Here is a 13074-nt window from a genome sequence, read left to right on the forward strand (position 1 = left end):
CCGTGCGGAGTGTCGACTTCCACATAACGCTCCGTGGATAAATTAGGTAACCCTTAGTGATGGAGGCCACCAGGGGTGGTCTCCATCACGGCTTGTCGGGGCCCGACTAATTACGCAACAATGGCGTTGTGAAATACGGCGAACGGATGAGCGAGGCCCCCCAGGGCGAACTCGCGACCGGGGAGCGGTCAACCCGCAACCGGGTCGCGCGGTCGATCCTGGACCACGGTCCCTCCACCGTCGCCGACCTCGCCCAGCGCCTCGGCCTCACCCAGGCCGCCGTTCGCCGCCACCTCGACACGCTCGTCACCGACGACGTCGTCGAACCCCGTGAGCAGCGCGTGTACGGTGCGCGGACCCGGGGTCGGCCCGCCAAGGTCTTCGCCCTGACCGACTGCGGTCGGGACGCCTTCGACCAGTCCTACGACTCGCTCGCCGCCGACGCCATGCGCTGGATCGCGCAGGCCGCCGGGGGCGGGGAGCAGGGCGAGGCGGCCGTGGCCGCCTTCGCGAAGGCCAGGCTGACGGCACAGGCGGAGACCTACCGCGAAGCCGTGGAAGCGGCCGACCCGGCGGAGCGCACCGAGGCCCTTGCCAGGGCGTTGACCGGAGACGGGTACGCTGCTACGGCGAAGAGCGCTCCCGGTCCGCACAGCGGTGAACAGCTCTGCCAGCACCACTGCCCGGTCGCGCACGTCGCCGAGCAGTTCCCGCAGCTCTGCGAGGCGGAGACCGAGGTCTTCTCCCGATTGCTCGGGACGCACGTGCAGCGTCTCGCCACGATCGCCCACGGCGACGGGGTGTGCACGACGTTCATTCCGCGCAGCGGAAGCGGCGCCGGTGCCGCAGGCGCCACACAGACCGACATTTCAGTATCTGCAAGTACGGCCGGGAGGAACCCCGCATGACCACGGAGACTGCTCACCCTGAGCTCGATGGCCTGGGCACCTACGAATACGGCTGGGCCGACTCCGACGCGGCCGGTGCGGTCGCCAAGCGGGGTCTGTCCGAGGAGGTCGTCCGCGACATCTCGGCGAAGAAGTCCGAGCCGGAGTGGATGCTGAACCTCCGCCTCAAGGGCCTCAAGCTGTTCGGCAAGAAGCCCATGCCCAACTGGGGTTCCGACCTCTCGGGCATCGACTTCGACAACATCAAGTACTTCGTGCGTTCCACCGAGAAGCAGGCCGCTTCGTGGGAGGAACTGCCGGAGGACATCAAGAACACGTACGACAAGCTCGGCATCCCGGAGGCGGAGAAGCAGCGCCTCGTCGCCGGTGTCGCGGCCCAGTACGAGTCCGAGGTCGTCTACCACCAGATCCGTGAGGACCTGGAGGAGCAGGGCGTCATCTTCCTCGACACGGACACCGCGCTCAAGGAGCACCCGGAGCTCTTCCAGGAGTACTTCGGCACGGTCATCCCGGTCGGCGACAACAAGTTCGCCTCGCTGAACACCGCCGTGTGGTCGGGCGGCTCGTTCATCTACGTCCCCAAGGGCGTCAAGGTCGACATCCCGCTCCAGGCCTACTTCCGCATCAACACGGAGAACATGGGCCAGTTCGAGCGGACGCTGATCATCGTCGACGAGGACGCCTACGTCCACTACGTCGAGGGCTGCACCGCCCCGATCTACTCCTCGGACTCGCTGCACAGCGCCGTGGTCGAGATCATCGTGAAGAAGGGCGGCCGCTGCCGCTACACGACGATCCAGAACTGGTCGAACAACGTCTACAACCTGGTCACCAAGCGCGCCGTGGCGTACGAGGGCGCGACCATGGAGTGGATCGACGGCAACATCGGTTCCAAGGTCACCATGAAGTACCCGGCCGTCTACCTGATGGGCGAGCACGCCAAGGGCGAGACCCTGTCCATCGCCTTCGCGGGCGAGGGCCAGCACCAGGACGCCGGCTCCAAGATGGTCCACATGGCGCCGAACACCTCCTCCAACATCGTCTCGAAGTCGGTGGCCCGAGGCGGCGGCCGCACCTCGTACCGAGGTCTGGTCGAGATCGGCGAAGGGGCCCACGGCTCCAAGTCCAACGTGCTGTGCGACGCGCTCCTGGTCGACACCATCTCCCGCTCGGACACCTACCCCTACGTGGACGTCCGCGAGGACGACGTGTCCATGGGCCACGAGGCGACCGTCTCCAAGGTCTCCGACGACCAGCTCTTCTACCTGATGAGCCGCGGTCTGACGGAGTTCGAGGCCATGGCGATGATCGTGCGCGGCTTCGTCGAGCCGATCGCCCGTGAGCTGCCGATGGAGTACGCGCTGGAGCTGAACCGGCTGATCGAGCTGCAGATGGAGGGCTCGGTCGGTTAGTCCCGGCCCGCCCGACGTCCCGCAGCAGATTCTTTAAGGAAGAGAGCAACACGACAGCCATGGCTGAGGCTCAGAACATTCCGGCGGGCTCGACCACCGCCGGCGCGATCGCGGTGGCCGCCGAGTCCACCGTCGCCACCCGGATGAGTGCCCCCCCGTCCTTCGACGTGGCGGACTTCCCCGTGCCCAACGGCCGCGAGGAGGAGTGGCGCTTCACGCCGCTCGCCCGTCTCAAGGGCCTGCACGACGGCACCGCGGTCGCCAACGGCACCATGAAGGCCCAGATCGACGCGCCCGAGGGTGTCACGATCGAATCCGTCGAGCGCGGCGACGCCCGCGTCGGCAAGGCCGGCACCCCGGTGGACCGGATCGCCGCCCAGGCGTTCTCGTCCTTCGCCAAGGCCACGGTCGTGACCGTGCCCAAGGAAGCGGTGCTCACCGAGCCCGTGCGCGTCTCGCTGCACGGCGAGGGCGGCACCACCTTCGGCCACACCGTCTTCGACGTGCAGGCCTTCGCCGAGGCCGTCGTGGTCATCGACCACACCGGTGACGGCGTGCGCGCCGCCAACGTCGACTTCCTCGTCGGCGACGGCGCCAAGCTCACCGTGGTCTCCGTGCAGGACTGGGACGACACCGCCGTCCACTGCTCCCAGCACAACGCCCTGGTCGGCCGCGACGCGACCTTCAAGTCGATCGTGGTCACCTTCGGCGGAGACCTCGTGCGCCTCCACCCGCGCGTGAACTACGCGGGCCCCGGCGGCGAGGCCGAGCTCTTCGGCCTGTACTTCACGGACGCCGGTCAGCACCAGGAGCACCGCCTCCTCGTCGACCACAAGGCCCCGCACTGCAAGTCGAACGTGGTCTACAAGGGCGCGCTCCAGGGGCAGGACGCCCACGCAGTCTGGATCGGTGACGTGCTCATCGAGAAGACCGCCGAGGGCACCGACACCTACGAGATGAACCGCAACCTCGTCCTCACGGACGGCGCGCGGGTCGACTCGGTGCCGAACCTGGAGATCGAGACCGGCGAGATCGTCGGCGCCGGCCACGCCTCCGCGACCGGCCGCTTCGACGACGAGCAGCTCTTCTACCTCCAGGCTCGCGGCATCCCGGCCGACGAGGCCCGTCGCCTGGTCGTGCGCGGCTTCTTCGGCGAGCTCGTCCAGCAGATCGGTGTCGCCGACATCGAGGAGCGACTGCTCGCGAAGATCGAAACCGAGCTGCAGGCGTCCGTCTGATGACCTACGTCAAGGCCTGTGCGCTGAGCGAGCTGGAGGAGAACGCCCCCAAGAGGGTCGAGCTCGACGGCACGCCGGTGTCCATCATCCGCGCCGAGGGGGAGGTGTTCGCGATCAACGACATCTGCTCGCACGCGAACGTCTCGCTCTCGGAGGGCGAGGTCGAAGACTGCATGATCGAGTGCTGGCTGCACGGATCGTCCTTCGACCTGCGCACCGGCAAGCCGTCCGGTCTGCCCGCGACGCGCCCCGTCCCCGTATACCCCGTAAAGATCGAAGGGGACGACGTGCTCGTCTCCCTCACCCAGGAGTCCTGAGGTATCCATGGCAACGCTTGAAATCCACGACCTGCACGTCTCCGTCGAGGCCGAGCAGGGCGCCCGCGAGATCCTCAAGGGCGTCAACCTCACCATCAAGCAGGGTGAGACGCACGCCATCATGGGTCCGAACGGCTCCGGCAAGTCCACCCTCGCGTACGCGCTCGCCGGTCACCCGAAGTACACCATCACCAGCGGCACCGTGACCCTCGACGGCGAAGACGTCCTGGAGATGTCCGTCGACGAGCGCGCCCGCGCCGGCGTCTTCCTCGCCATGCAGTACCCGGTCGAGATCCCCGGCGTCTCGGTCTCCAACTTCCTGCGCACCTCGGCCACCGCCATCCGCGGCGAGGCGCCGAAGCTGCGTACCTGGGTGAAGGAGGTCAAGTCCGCGATGGAGCAGCTCCAGATGGACCCGGCCTTCGCCGAGCGCAACGTCAACGAGGGCTTCTCCGGCGGCGAGAAGAAGCGCCACGAGATCCTCCAGCTGGAGCTCCTGAAGCCGAAGATCGCGATCCTCGACGAGACCGACTCCGGCCTGGACGTCGACGCCCTGCGCCAGGTCTCCGAGGGCGTCAACCGCGTCCGCGGCACGGGCGAGGTCGGCACCCTGCTGATCACGCACTACACGCGGATCCTCCGCTACATCAAGCCCGACTTCGTCCACGTCTTCTCCGAGGGCCGCATCGTCGAGTCCGGTGGCGCCGAGCTCGCCGACAAGCTGGAGGCCGAAGGCTACGAGTCGTACAGCACGAAGGGTGGCGCGACCGCGTGACACAGCTGCCTGGCCTCCTCGACATCGAGGCGATCCGCAAGGACTTCCCCCTTCTGGATCGTGTGGTCCACGACGGGAAGAAGATCGTTTACCTGGACAACGCGGCGACTTCGCAGAAGCCGCGCCAGGTGCTCGACGCGCTGAACGAGTACTACGAGCAGCACAACGCCAACGTCCACCGCGGCGTGCACGTGCTCGCCGAGGAGGCCACGGCGCTGTACGAGGGCGCCCGCGACAAGGTCGCCGCCTTCATCAACGCACCGAGCCGCAACGAGGTGATCTTCACCAAGAACGCCTCGGAGTCGCTCAACCTGGTCGCGAACATGCTCGGCTGGGCGGACGAGCCCTACCGGGTCGACCGCGAGACCGAGATCGCCATCACGGAGATGGAGCACCACTCCAACATCGTCCCGTGGCAGCTGCTCGCGCAGCGCACCGGCGCGAAGCTGAAGTGGTTCGGCCTCACCGACGACGGCCGGCTCGACCTGTCCAACATCGAAGAGGTCATCACGGAGAAGACGAAGATCGTCTCCTTCACGCTGGTCTCCAACATCATGGGCACGGTCAACCCGACCGAGGCGATCGTCCGGCGCGCGCAGGAGGTCGGCGCGCTGGTGCTGATCGACGCCTCGCAGGCCGCTCCGCACATGCCGCTCGACGTGCAGGCGCTCGGCGCCGACTTCGTGGCCTTCACCGGTCACAAGATGTGCGGCCCGACCGGCATCGGCGTCCTCTGGGGCCGCCAGGAGCTGCTCGAGGACCTGCCGCCCTTCCTGGGCGGCGGCGAGATGATCGAAACCGTCTCGATGCACTCCTCGACGTACGCCCCGGCGCCCCACAAGTTCGAGGCCGGTACGCCCCCGATCGCCCAGGCCGTCGGCCTCGGCGCGGCCGTGGACTACCTGACCGCGATCGGCATGGACAAGATCGCCGCACACGAGCACGCGATCACCGAGTACGCGATCAAGCGCCTCGCGGAGGTCCCGGACCTGCGCATCATCGGCCCGACCACGGCCGAGGACCGCGGCGCCGCGATCTCGTTCACGCTCGGTGACATCCACCCGCACGACGTCGGCCAGGTTCTGGACGAGCAGGGCATCGCGGTCCGCGTGGGACACCACTGCGCCCGCCCGGTCTGCCTCCGGTACGGAATTCCGGCGACGACGCGAGCGTCTTTCTATCTGTACTCCTCTCCGGCAGAGGTCGACGCACTGATCGACGGGCTGGAGCACGTACGGAACTTCTTCGGATAAGACGAAGCGACGAGGGCGACGAGGGCGCAGTGAAGCTGGAATCGATGTACCAGGAACTGATCCTGGACCACTACAAGCACCCGCGCGGGCGAGGCCTGCGCGACGGCGACGCCGAGGTGCACCACGTCAACCCGACGTGCGGTGACGAGATCACCCTGCGCGTGAAGTACGACGGCGAGACGCTCACCGACATCTCGTACGAAGGCCAGGGCTGCTCCATCAGCCAGGCCGGCGCGTCGATACTGAACGAGCTGCTCGTCGGCAAGGAGCTGGGCGAGGCGCGGAAGATCCAGGAAGTCTTTCTGGAGCTGATGCAGTCCAAGGGCAAGATGGAGCCCGACGAGGCCATGGAGGAGGTGCTGGAGGACGCGGTCGCGTTCGCCGGCGTCTCCAAGTACCCGGCCCGGGTGAAGTGTGCTCTGCTGAGCTGGATGGCCTGGAAGGACGCGACCGCCCAGGCACTGGGCGACGCCGAGAGGAAGACGGCATGACCGAGAACGCGACACCCGAGGCGTCCACCAAGCCGGCCACGGAGGAAGAGGTCCGCGAGGCCCTCTACGACGTGGTCGACCCCGAGCTGGGCATCGACGTCGTCAACCTGGGCCTGATCTACGGCATCCACATCGACGACGCGAACATCGCGACCCTCGACATGACCCTCACCTCGGCGGCCTGCCCGCTGACGGACGTCATCGAGGACCAGGCGAAGTCGGCTACGGACGGCATCGTCAGCGAACTGCGCATCAACTGGGTCTGGATGCCGCCGTGGGGCCCGGACAAGATCACCGACGACGGCCGCGAGCAGCTGCGCGCGCTCGGTTTCAACGTCTGATCGACGCCCGACGCGAGAACGACGGCCGTCCGACGGCCGAGTGAACAGACGACCCCCGGCACGGGTGTGCCGGGGGTCCGCTGTCTTCCCGGCGGACCGCCCGCGTGCACCGGGAGTTGGCCGGGGTGGCCGAATCTTCTCGACGGCCGCGTCCCCCGGTCGCGGCGCACACCGTCACCGCGAAGGCTTGGGAAGTCCCGTGGCCGCGCGGTGGCTTCCGTGGGGCGGCGGGTGCGCCGGGCTCCCGGGCTACTTGACGTCGACGAAGTCCTGCCGGCTCAGGGAGGGGAAGTAGGTGGAGGAGTCCCGCGAGTATCGGGCCATCCAGTAGCCGTCCTTGTCCGCCGGGAACGTCCTCGTGAACGTGCCGGTGTTGTCGGTCGACGCGACGCCCATCGCCTTCCAGGTGCTGCTGCCGTTCTCCCGGAAGAAGACGTCCACCTGCACGAAGCTCACGGGCCGGAGGTCCGGTGAGTCGTACTGCTCGGCCACGAGCTTGCCCGTGATGGTGATCGGCGCCCCCTTCTTGACCGGCTCCGGGGTCGCGTTGAAGGAGGGTATGGCGGTGTTGTAACCCCGCACCGGGCCGGAGGGGGCGGCCGACCCCGAGGGGATCGCGGCGGTGCCGGCATACCGCAGCCGCCAGATGCCCGGCCCGGGGTACGCGATGCCCGTCGCGGAGACGCGGGACCTGCTTTCCCCGGCCGGTACGGCAGTGGTCACGGTCTTCCGGGTGGACCAGGTCTTGCCCCCGTCCGAGGAGAACTGGGCCTCCACCGTGAGGGTGGTGGCGGCGGGTACGTCGTACCGCCTGAACTCCCCGGAGATCCCGACGGTCCGGTTGAAGCCGAGGCTGACGCTGGGCGCGTTGCGGAACCCGGCACTGGCGGTGGGGTCCGAAGCGACGGACGCCCCGGCGCCGTTCAGCCACGGCGAGTCCACGATGCCGATCGACTGGCTGCGCTTTCCGTCGATCGGAACCTGGACGGTGAATCGGCCGCCCTCGCCCGTCTTGAAGGGCGACCCGGACATCGTCATGGGAATGCCGGCGGGTACCGGCTTGTCCGTGCCGTCATGTCCACGGAAGGAGGCCCGGCCGCTCACCGGCGCCGTGGTCCCGTCCGGGCCGGTCACCTTGGTGGTGTCGAGGGTGACCTTGGCCCAGGGCTGGTCGATCTGGACCTCGTTGGTCATTCCGTGGTCGTTGTCGGAGCCGTCCGGGCGCAGGATCATCCGGATGGTTTCATAGCTGTCTCCCTTCTCCTCGGTGCCCGTGAACGTGTAGGGCGCCTCGACGTGTCCCGCGGCATCGGTCGTCAAGGGGGTCTTGGCGGCGCTCGTCTCCACGATCAGCCGGCTGTTGGGCAGCGGCTTGCGGGAGTCGTCGCGCGGGTCGACGGTGACCGCGTCCCCCTTGACGGTCACGGCCATGTTCTCGATGTCCGGGTCGCCGATGACCTCGAAGGCCGTGACCCTCGGGATCAGGTGGTAGTCGATCGTCGCCTTGTTCTTGTGCAGGATGCGTTCGCCCGCGGTGCCGGCGTACTCGACGTCGACGCTGTACTTCGCGAGGTCCGCCAGCCGCAGCGGCGCGGAGCCGATGCCCCAATCACCCGGGTCGTCCTGGCAGGACGGGCTGCACGGGTCCTCGTCCGGCAGATACTGGAACTCGGTGACGGTCGCGACGCGGGTGGCGGTGCCCGCCTTGCGCAGGTGTACCTTCAGGCCCTTCGGCTTTACGGTTCCGAAGTCCAGGAAGACCCGCGTCTCGTCGGTCCACGCATGGAACCCCTTCGGGAACTGCTCGGCCGCCTGGGCGGCCGTCGGCGCGCCGAGTGCGCCGGCGAGCGCGGTGGCCGTGCACAGCACGGCCAGCGTGCGCTTCCTCATGTGTGTCCCCCCTGATGCGATGCGTTGACGCCAACCGAGACTCACGCGGGTGGCCCAGGGTTGTACGCGTGCCCGCACACGGATGCCCACCGCGATGTGCCCAGACCGCGATGTGTACAGCCGTACCCATCGATGTGTACGGTTGTACGCATGCCCTACGTCCTGCTTGCCGCAGCCATAGCCGCCGAGGTCGCCGGTACCACCGCCATGAAGTTCAGCGAGGGCTTCACGAAGCTTTGGCCCTCGCTGATCACGCTGGTGGGGTACGTCATCGCCTTCACGCTGCTCGCGCAGACGCTGAAGTCGATGTCGGTCGGGACGGCGTACGCGATCTGGGCGGGCGTCGGCACGGCCGCGATCGCCGCGATCGGCATGGTCTTCATGGGGGAGGCCGCGACGGCCGCGAAGATCGGCGGCATCGCGCTGGTGATCGCCGGGGTCGTGCTGCTGAACCTCGGCGGGACCACGCACTGAGGGAACGACGCGTCGGTGCCCCGCCGGAATTCCGGCGGGGCACCGCGTGTGTACTGTCGTACGCATGCCTCACCTGTCGCCCGCCGCCGTGACGGGAGCCGCCCGCTGATGGCCGGCTCCGTGCGCCGCTACGACCCGGACCGGCGGGATCGGATCATCGCCGCGGCCATCCGGGTGGTGGGCGCGCGGGGCATCGCCGGGCTCAGCCACCGCAGCGTGGCCGCGGAGGCCGACGTACCGCTCGGCTCCACGACGTACCACTTCAAGAGCCTGGACGACCTGCTGGTCGCGGCGCTGCGGCAGGCCAACGAGGGCTTCGCCCGGGCGGTGGCCGACTCCGCGGCGCTGGCCGATCCGGGTGCGGATCTCGCGGGAGCCCTGGCCGTCCTGCTGGGCGAGTTCCTCGGGGCGGATCGGGCGCGGGCGGAGCTGGAGTACGAGCTCTACCTGGCCGCCCTGCGCCGCCCCGCGCTGCGTCCCGTGGCGGCCGAATGGTGCGAGGCCGTCTCCGCGGCGCTGGCAGACCGGGTGGACCCGGCGACGGCGCGGGCGCTGGTGGCGGTGATGGACGGGATCAGCCTGCAGGTCCTGCTGACGGGGGCGGAGTACGACGAGGCGTACGCCTGCGAGATCCTGCGGCGGGTACTGCGGGGCTGAAGGCGGCCCCGGCGGCGGCCGGGCCGGGGCGTGACCCCGGGCCGTGCGGCCGGGGATCGGCCACGGCGGCGGCCGGGCCCGGGGCTACGCGCTGCGGACCGCCGCCAGGGCGGCGGCCACGCTCGCCTCGATGTCCCGGATCGGGTAGAAGACCTCGCGGATGGTCCGGTCGCGGTCCACGACCAGCGTCAGCCGCTTCAGCCGGCTGACGCCCCCCGCCCGGAAGGTCGGCAGCCGCAGGGCCGCCACGAGGCCGAGCTCGGCGTCCGAGAGGAGCGGGAAGCGGAGCCGCTCGGCCTCCGCGAACTCCCGCTGTTCGTCCGGCCGCTGGGTCGACACCCCGTGGACCGTCGCGCCGGCCGCGGTGAACTCCCCGAGCTGGTCCCGGTAGGTGCACGATTCGAGGGTGCATCCGCGCGCCCCGGGGATCCCGCCCCACCCCGGCGGGTAGGACTCGGACCGGGCGAACGCGCCCGGGAAGCAGTACAGGACGGTGAACGGCGTCTGCGCCACCGGGTCGCGGAGCTCGCCGAAACGGTCCGGCAGCAACAGCTCCGGCAGCCGGGTGCCGCGCAGCGCGTGGACCCGTACCGCCTCGCGCGAGGTCTCGTCCGTCGTCGCCGTCATCTCTCCCTCTCCCAGGATCCAGGTGTCCCCCCAGTCCTGGAGGGCGACCAGGACCGGCAGGAGTGCGCGGCCGCGCGGGGTCAGCCGGTAGGCGTAGCGCACCGGGCGCTCCTGGTAGGGCTCGCGGGTCAGCACGCCCGCCTCGACCAGGAGCTTCAGTCGTTCCGTCAGGACCTTGCGCGACATGCCCAGTTCGCGCTGGAAATCGTCGAAGCGGTGCACGCCGCGTGCCGCGTCGCGCACGATCAGCAGCGTCCACCAGTCGCCCACGACGTCGAGGGCCTGGGCGATGGAGCAGTCCGCGTCGTCGAGGTGCGTGCGCTGGGCCATGGGCACTCCTTGTCCGTTGACCCGAGGCTGTCATGCTGACATGGTTAGTTCCCAAAGGGAACTCACTTCGATGCGGGGGCAAGGGTGTGCTGCAGGGATTCAAGGACGTACCGAGGGTTGTGTGGCTGCTGGCTGCGGGGATCCTCGTCAACGCCGTCGTCGGCTTCACCTTCGTCTTCGTCTTCCTCTACCTGACCGGCCCGCGCGGCCTCGGCGCCGCGCAGGCGGGCCTGATCGTCGGCATCGGCGGCGTCGGACTGGTCGCCGGGAACTTCACCGGCGGCTGGTACGGCGACCGTTTCGGCCACCGCAGGGTGCTGCTCACCGCTTCCGCGCTCGGCGGAGTCGCCCTCGTCGCTCTGCCGGCCGTCTCCACCGGCCTGCTGGCCCCGGTCCTGACGCTCGCGCAGTACGCCTCCGGGGTGATCCGGGCCGCCAACGCCGCTCTGGTCGCCGTCACCGTGCCGGAAGGCTCCCGGCGCCAGGCCTTCGCGCTCACCCGCTTCATGTCCAATGCCGGCTTCGCGGTGGGCTCACCGATCGGGGCCCTCATCGCGACCGGGCTCTCCTACGACTGGCTCTTCGTCGCGGACGGCCTCGGCACCCTCTTCTTCGCCCTCTGGACCGCCCGGGTCGTTCCGGCCGGGGCAGCCATCGCGCCTCCCGCGGCCCCGGACGGGGGTCTGGGCCGCGGGGGCCTGTGGCGCGAGCTGCGCGCGCGGCCCGCCGTACTCGTCCTGCTCGGCGCGATCGTCGTCGTCGACATCGTCTACAGGCAGCACTACACGACCTTCCCCGTCGCCCTCGCCGACCACGGTCTGGACACCCGTGCCTATGGACTGCTCATCGCGGTCAACGGCGCTGTGATCATGCTCCTGGAGATCCCCGCCGCCCTGGCCCTGCGCCGGCGTTCCCCGCTGCACATCATCGGCACCGGGCTCGTGCTGGTGGGTGGCGGCTACGCGATGCTGGCGCTCGGCGTGGGCGTGATGACGGCGGTGGCGATGATGCTGCTGCTCACGCTCGGTGAGATCCTCTACAAGACCACCGCCACCGCGTACGTCGCGGACGAGTCGCCCGAGCATGCCATCGGCCGGTTCCAGAGCCTGTACGCGGGCGTCTCCGTCAGTGGTGTCGTCCTCGCCGCACCCCTCGGCGGAGCCTTGTACGCCGCCGCGCCGGGCCTGCTGTGGCCGCTGTGCGCGGTGCTCGGCGCAGCCGCGGGCGGGACCGTCCTGATCATGGGGTCGCGCGGGACGCGGCGACGCGCGCGCCCGGCACATGAGACCGGTTCGCGACCGCGGGCCGTCGCCGGTTAGGTTTCGGGCATGACTGCTACGCGTACCACCGGCGCCGTCGCCGCCGGACTTGCCACCATCACCGCCGACGGCACCGTCCTCGACACCTGGTTCCCCGCCCCCCAGCTGGTCGCCGAGCCCGGCCCGGCCGGCACCGAGCGCCTCACCGCCGAACAGGCCGTGGAGCTGCTGGGTGCCACCGCGCCCAAGGCGATCCGCCAGGACGCGGTCCGCGGCGTCGAGGTCGTAGCCGTCCGCACCGTGATCGCCTCCCTGGAGGACAAGCCGCTGGACGCGCACGACGCGTACCTGCGCCTGCACCTGCTCAGCCACCGCCTGGTCAAGCCGCACGGCCAGAACCTGGACGGCGTCTTCGGCCTGCTGGCCAACGTGGCCTGGACCTCGCTGGGCCCGGTCGCGATCGACCAGGTCGAGACGGTCCGCCTGAACGCGCGCGCCGAGGGACTGCACCTCCAGGTCACCTCGATCGACAAGTTCCCGCGCATGACGGACTACGTCGCCCCCAAGGGCGTGCGCATCGCCGACGCGGACCGGGTCCGCCTGGGCGCGCACCTCGCCGAGGGCACCACGGTCATGCACGAGGGCTTCGTCAACTTCAACGCCGGCACGCTCGGCACCTCCATGGTCGAGGGCCGCATCTCCGCGGGCGTCGTGGTCGGCGACGGCTCCGACATCGGCGGCGGCGCGTCCACCATGGGCACCCTGTCGGGCGGCGGCAAGCAGATCATCTCGATCGGCGAGCGCACCCTGATCGGCGCCGAGGCGGGCGTCGGCATCGCGCTGGGCGACGAGTGCGTCGTCGAGGCGGGCCTGTACGTGACCGCGGGCACCCGCGTCACCCTGCCGGACGGTCAGATCGTCAAGGCCCTGGAGCTCTCGGGCGCCAACAACATCCTCTTCCGCCGCAACTCGGTCACCGGCGCCGTCGAGGCCCGCCCGTACAAGGCGGCCTGGGGCGGCCTGAACGAGGTCCTGCACAGCCACAACTGACCGACCCCGGTCACGTCGCACCGGTGCCCTCCCACCCCGACGGGGTGGGAGG

The 13074-nt window shown here is 69.6% G+C and carries 14 protein-coding genes; 12 read left to right on the plus strand and 2 right to left on the minus strand.

What is annotated here, in order from left to right:
- The first annotated feature begins 146 nt into the window (after window positions 1–146).
- Genes ABZY57_RS20220 through ABZY57_RS20255 form a run of 8 tightly spaced genes read left to right on the plus strand, consistent with a single transcriptional unit; the run spans window position 147 to window position 6735 of the window.
- Entirely contained in the window at window positions 147–908 is a 762-nt protein-coding gene (locus ABZY57_RS20220) for an ArsR family transcriptional regulator (protein WP_356513757.1), read from the plus strand.
- Complete coding sequence (gene sufB / locus ABZY57_RS20225) at window positions 905–2320, plus strand: Fe-S cluster assembly protein SufB (protein WP_250742310.1); 1416 nt, start codon at window positions 905–907, stop codon at window positions 2318–2320. The genes ABZY57_RS20220 and sufB overlap by 4 nt, the downstream gene beginning before the upstream one ends.
- 59 nt (window positions 2321–2379) lie before the next feature.
- Window positions 2380–3558, plus strand: a complete 1179-nt coding sequence (gene sufD, locus ABZY57_RS20230) for a Fe-S cluster assembly protein SufD (protein ID WP_356513759.1) — start codon at window positions 2380–2382, stop codon at window positions 3556–3558.
- Window positions 3558–3875 carry a bifunctional 3-phenylpropionate/cinnamic acid dioxygenase ferredoxin subunit gene (locus ABZY57_RS20235; protein ID WP_356513761.1) on the plus strand — a complete coding sequence of 106 codons (318 nt, stop codon included), beginning with the start codon at window positions 3558–3560 and terminating at the stop codon, window positions 3873–3875. Before sufD ends, ABZY57_RS20235 begins: the two co-directional genes overlap by 1 nt.
- A gap of 7 nt (window positions 3876–3882) precedes the next feature.
- Window positions 3883–4650, plus strand: coding sequence for a Fe-S cluster assembly ATPase SufC (gene sufC / locus ABZY57_RS20240; RefSeq protein WP_356513763.1), 768 nt, complete (start codon window positions 3883–3885; stop codon window positions 4648–4650).
- Complete coding sequence (locus ABZY57_RS20245) at window positions 4647–5903, plus strand: cysteine desulfurase (RefSeq protein ID WP_356513765.1); 1257 nt, start codon at window positions 4647–4649, stop codon at window positions 5901–5903. Before sufC ends, ABZY57_RS20245 begins: the two co-directional genes overlap by 4 nt.
- A gap of 29 nt (window positions 5904–5932) precedes the next feature.
- Window positions 5933–6394 carry a Fe-S cluster assembly sulfur transfer protein SufU gene (sufU, locus tag ABZY57_RS20250; RefSeq protein ID WP_112449508.1) on the plus strand — a complete coding sequence of 154 codons (462 nt, stop codon included), beginning with the start codon at window positions 5933–5935 and terminating at the stop codon, window positions 6392–6394.
- Window positions 6391–6735: a metal-sulfur cluster assembly factor gene (locus ABZY57_RS20255; RefSeq protein ID WP_356513768.1), complete on the plus strand. Its 345-nt coding sequence runs from the start codon at window positions 6391–6393 to the stop codon at window positions 6733–6735. The genes sufU and ABZY57_RS20255 overlap by 4 nt, the downstream gene beginning before the upstream one ends.
- A gap of 249 nt (window positions 6736–6984) precedes the next feature.
- On the opposite strand, the gene ABZY57_RS20260 is transcribed toward ABZY57_RS20255, so the two are convergent.
- A complete protein-coding gene (locus tag ABZY57_RS20260) occupies window positions 6985–8625 on the minus strand; it encodes a hypothetical protein (protein ID WP_356513769.1) in 1641 nt (546 codons plus the stop codon).
- A gap of 150 nt (window positions 8626–8775) precedes the next feature.
- Between ABZY57_RS20260 and ABZY57_RS20265 the strand changes: the two genes are divergently transcribed.
- Window positions 8776–9099, plus strand: a complete 324-nt coding sequence (locus ABZY57_RS20265) for a multidrug efflux SMR transporter (protein WP_356513771.1) — start codon at window positions 8776–8778, stop codon at window positions 9097–9099.
- A 108-nt stretch (window positions 9100–9207) separates the two neighbouring features.
- Window positions 9208–9756 carry a TetR family transcriptional regulator gene (locus tag ABZY57_RS20270; RefSeq protein WP_356513773.1) on the plus strand — a complete coding sequence of 183 codons (549 nt, stop codon included), beginning with the start codon at window positions 9208–9210 and terminating at the stop codon, window positions 9754–9756.
- Window positions 9757–9840: 84 nt separating this feature from the next.
- Here ABZY57_RS20270 and ABZY57_RS20275 read toward each other — a convergent pair whose 3' ends face one another.
- Complete coding sequence (locus ABZY57_RS20275) at window positions 9841–10713, minus strand: winged helix-turn-helix transcriptional regulator (protein WP_356513775.1); 873 nt, start codon at window positions 10711–10713, stop codon at window positions 9841–9843.
- Between the two features lie 32 nt (window positions 10714–10745).
- Between ABZY57_RS20275 and ABZY57_RS20280 the strand changes: the two genes are divergently transcribed.
- A complete protein-coding gene (locus ABZY57_RS20280) occupies window positions 10746–12032 on the plus strand; it encodes an MFS transporter (RefSeq protein WP_356513777.1) in 1287 nt (428 codons plus the stop codon).
- Between the two features lie 9 nt (window positions 12033–12041).
- Window positions 12042–13022 (plus strand): 2,3,4,5-tetrahydropyridine-2,6-dicarboxylate N-succinyltransferase, encoded by a 981-nt coding sequence (gene dapD / locus ABZY57_RS20285; RefSeq protein WP_243338420.1) that lies wholly within the window; start codon window positions 12042–12044, stop codon window positions 13020–13022.
- The last annotated feature ends 52 nt before the right edge of the window (window positions 13023–13074 follow it).

The organism is Streptomyces sp. NPDC006450, from assembly GCF_040612195.1.
Taxonomy (GTDB): domain Bacteria; phylum Actinomycetota; class Actinomycetes; order Streptomycetales; family Streptomycetaceae; genus Streptomyces.

Bases quoted from the DNA above. Each gene is read 5' to 3' on its own strand.
- ABZY57_RS20220 (WP_356513757.1), top strand. From the start codon at position 147: ATGAGCGAGGCCCCCCAGGGCGAACTCGCGACCGGGGAGCGGTCAACC.
- sufB (WP_250742310.1), top strand. From the start codon at position 905: ATGACCACGGAGACTGCTCACCCTGAGCTCGATGGCCTGGGCACCTAC.
- sufD (WP_356513759.1), top strand. From the start codon at position 2,380: ATGGCTGAGGCTCAGAACATTCCGGCGGGCTCGACCACCGCCGGCGCG.
- ABZY57_RS20235 (WP_356513761.1), top strand. From the start codon at position 3,558: ATGACCTACGTCAAGGCCTGTGCGCTGAGCGAGCTGGAGGAGAACGCC.
- sufC (WP_356513763.1), top strand. From the start codon at position 3,883: ATGGCAACGCTTGAAATCCACGACCTGCACGTCTCCGTCGAGGCCGAG.
- ABZY57_RS20255 (WP_356513768.1), top strand. From the start codon at position 6,391: ATGACCGAGAACGCGACACCCGAGGCGTCCACCAAGCCGGCCACGGAG.
- ABZY57_RS20260 (WP_356513769.1), bottom strand. From the start codon at position 8,625: ATGAGGAAGCGCACGCTGGCCGTGCTGTGCACGGCCACCGCGCTCGCC.
- ABZY57_RS20265 (WP_356513771.1), top strand. From the start codon at position 8,776: ATGCCCTACGTCCTGCTTGCCGCAGCCATAGCCGCCGAGGTCGCCGGT.
- ABZY57_RS20270 (WP_356513773.1), top strand. From the start codon at position 9,208: ATGGCCGGCTCCGTGCGCCGCTACGACCCGGACCGGCGGGATCGGATC.
- ABZY57_RS20275 (WP_356513775.1), bottom strand. From the start codon at position 10,713: ATGGCCCAGCGCACGCACCTCGACGACGCGGACTGCTCCATCGCCCAG.
- ABZY57_RS20280 (WP_356513777.1), top strand. From the start codon at position 10,746: ATGCTGACATGGTTAGTTCCCAAAGGGAACTCACTTCGATGCGGGGGC.
- dapD (WP_243338420.1), top strand. From the start codon at position 12,042: ATGACTGCTACGCGTACCACCGGCGCCGTCGCCGCCGGACTTGCCACC.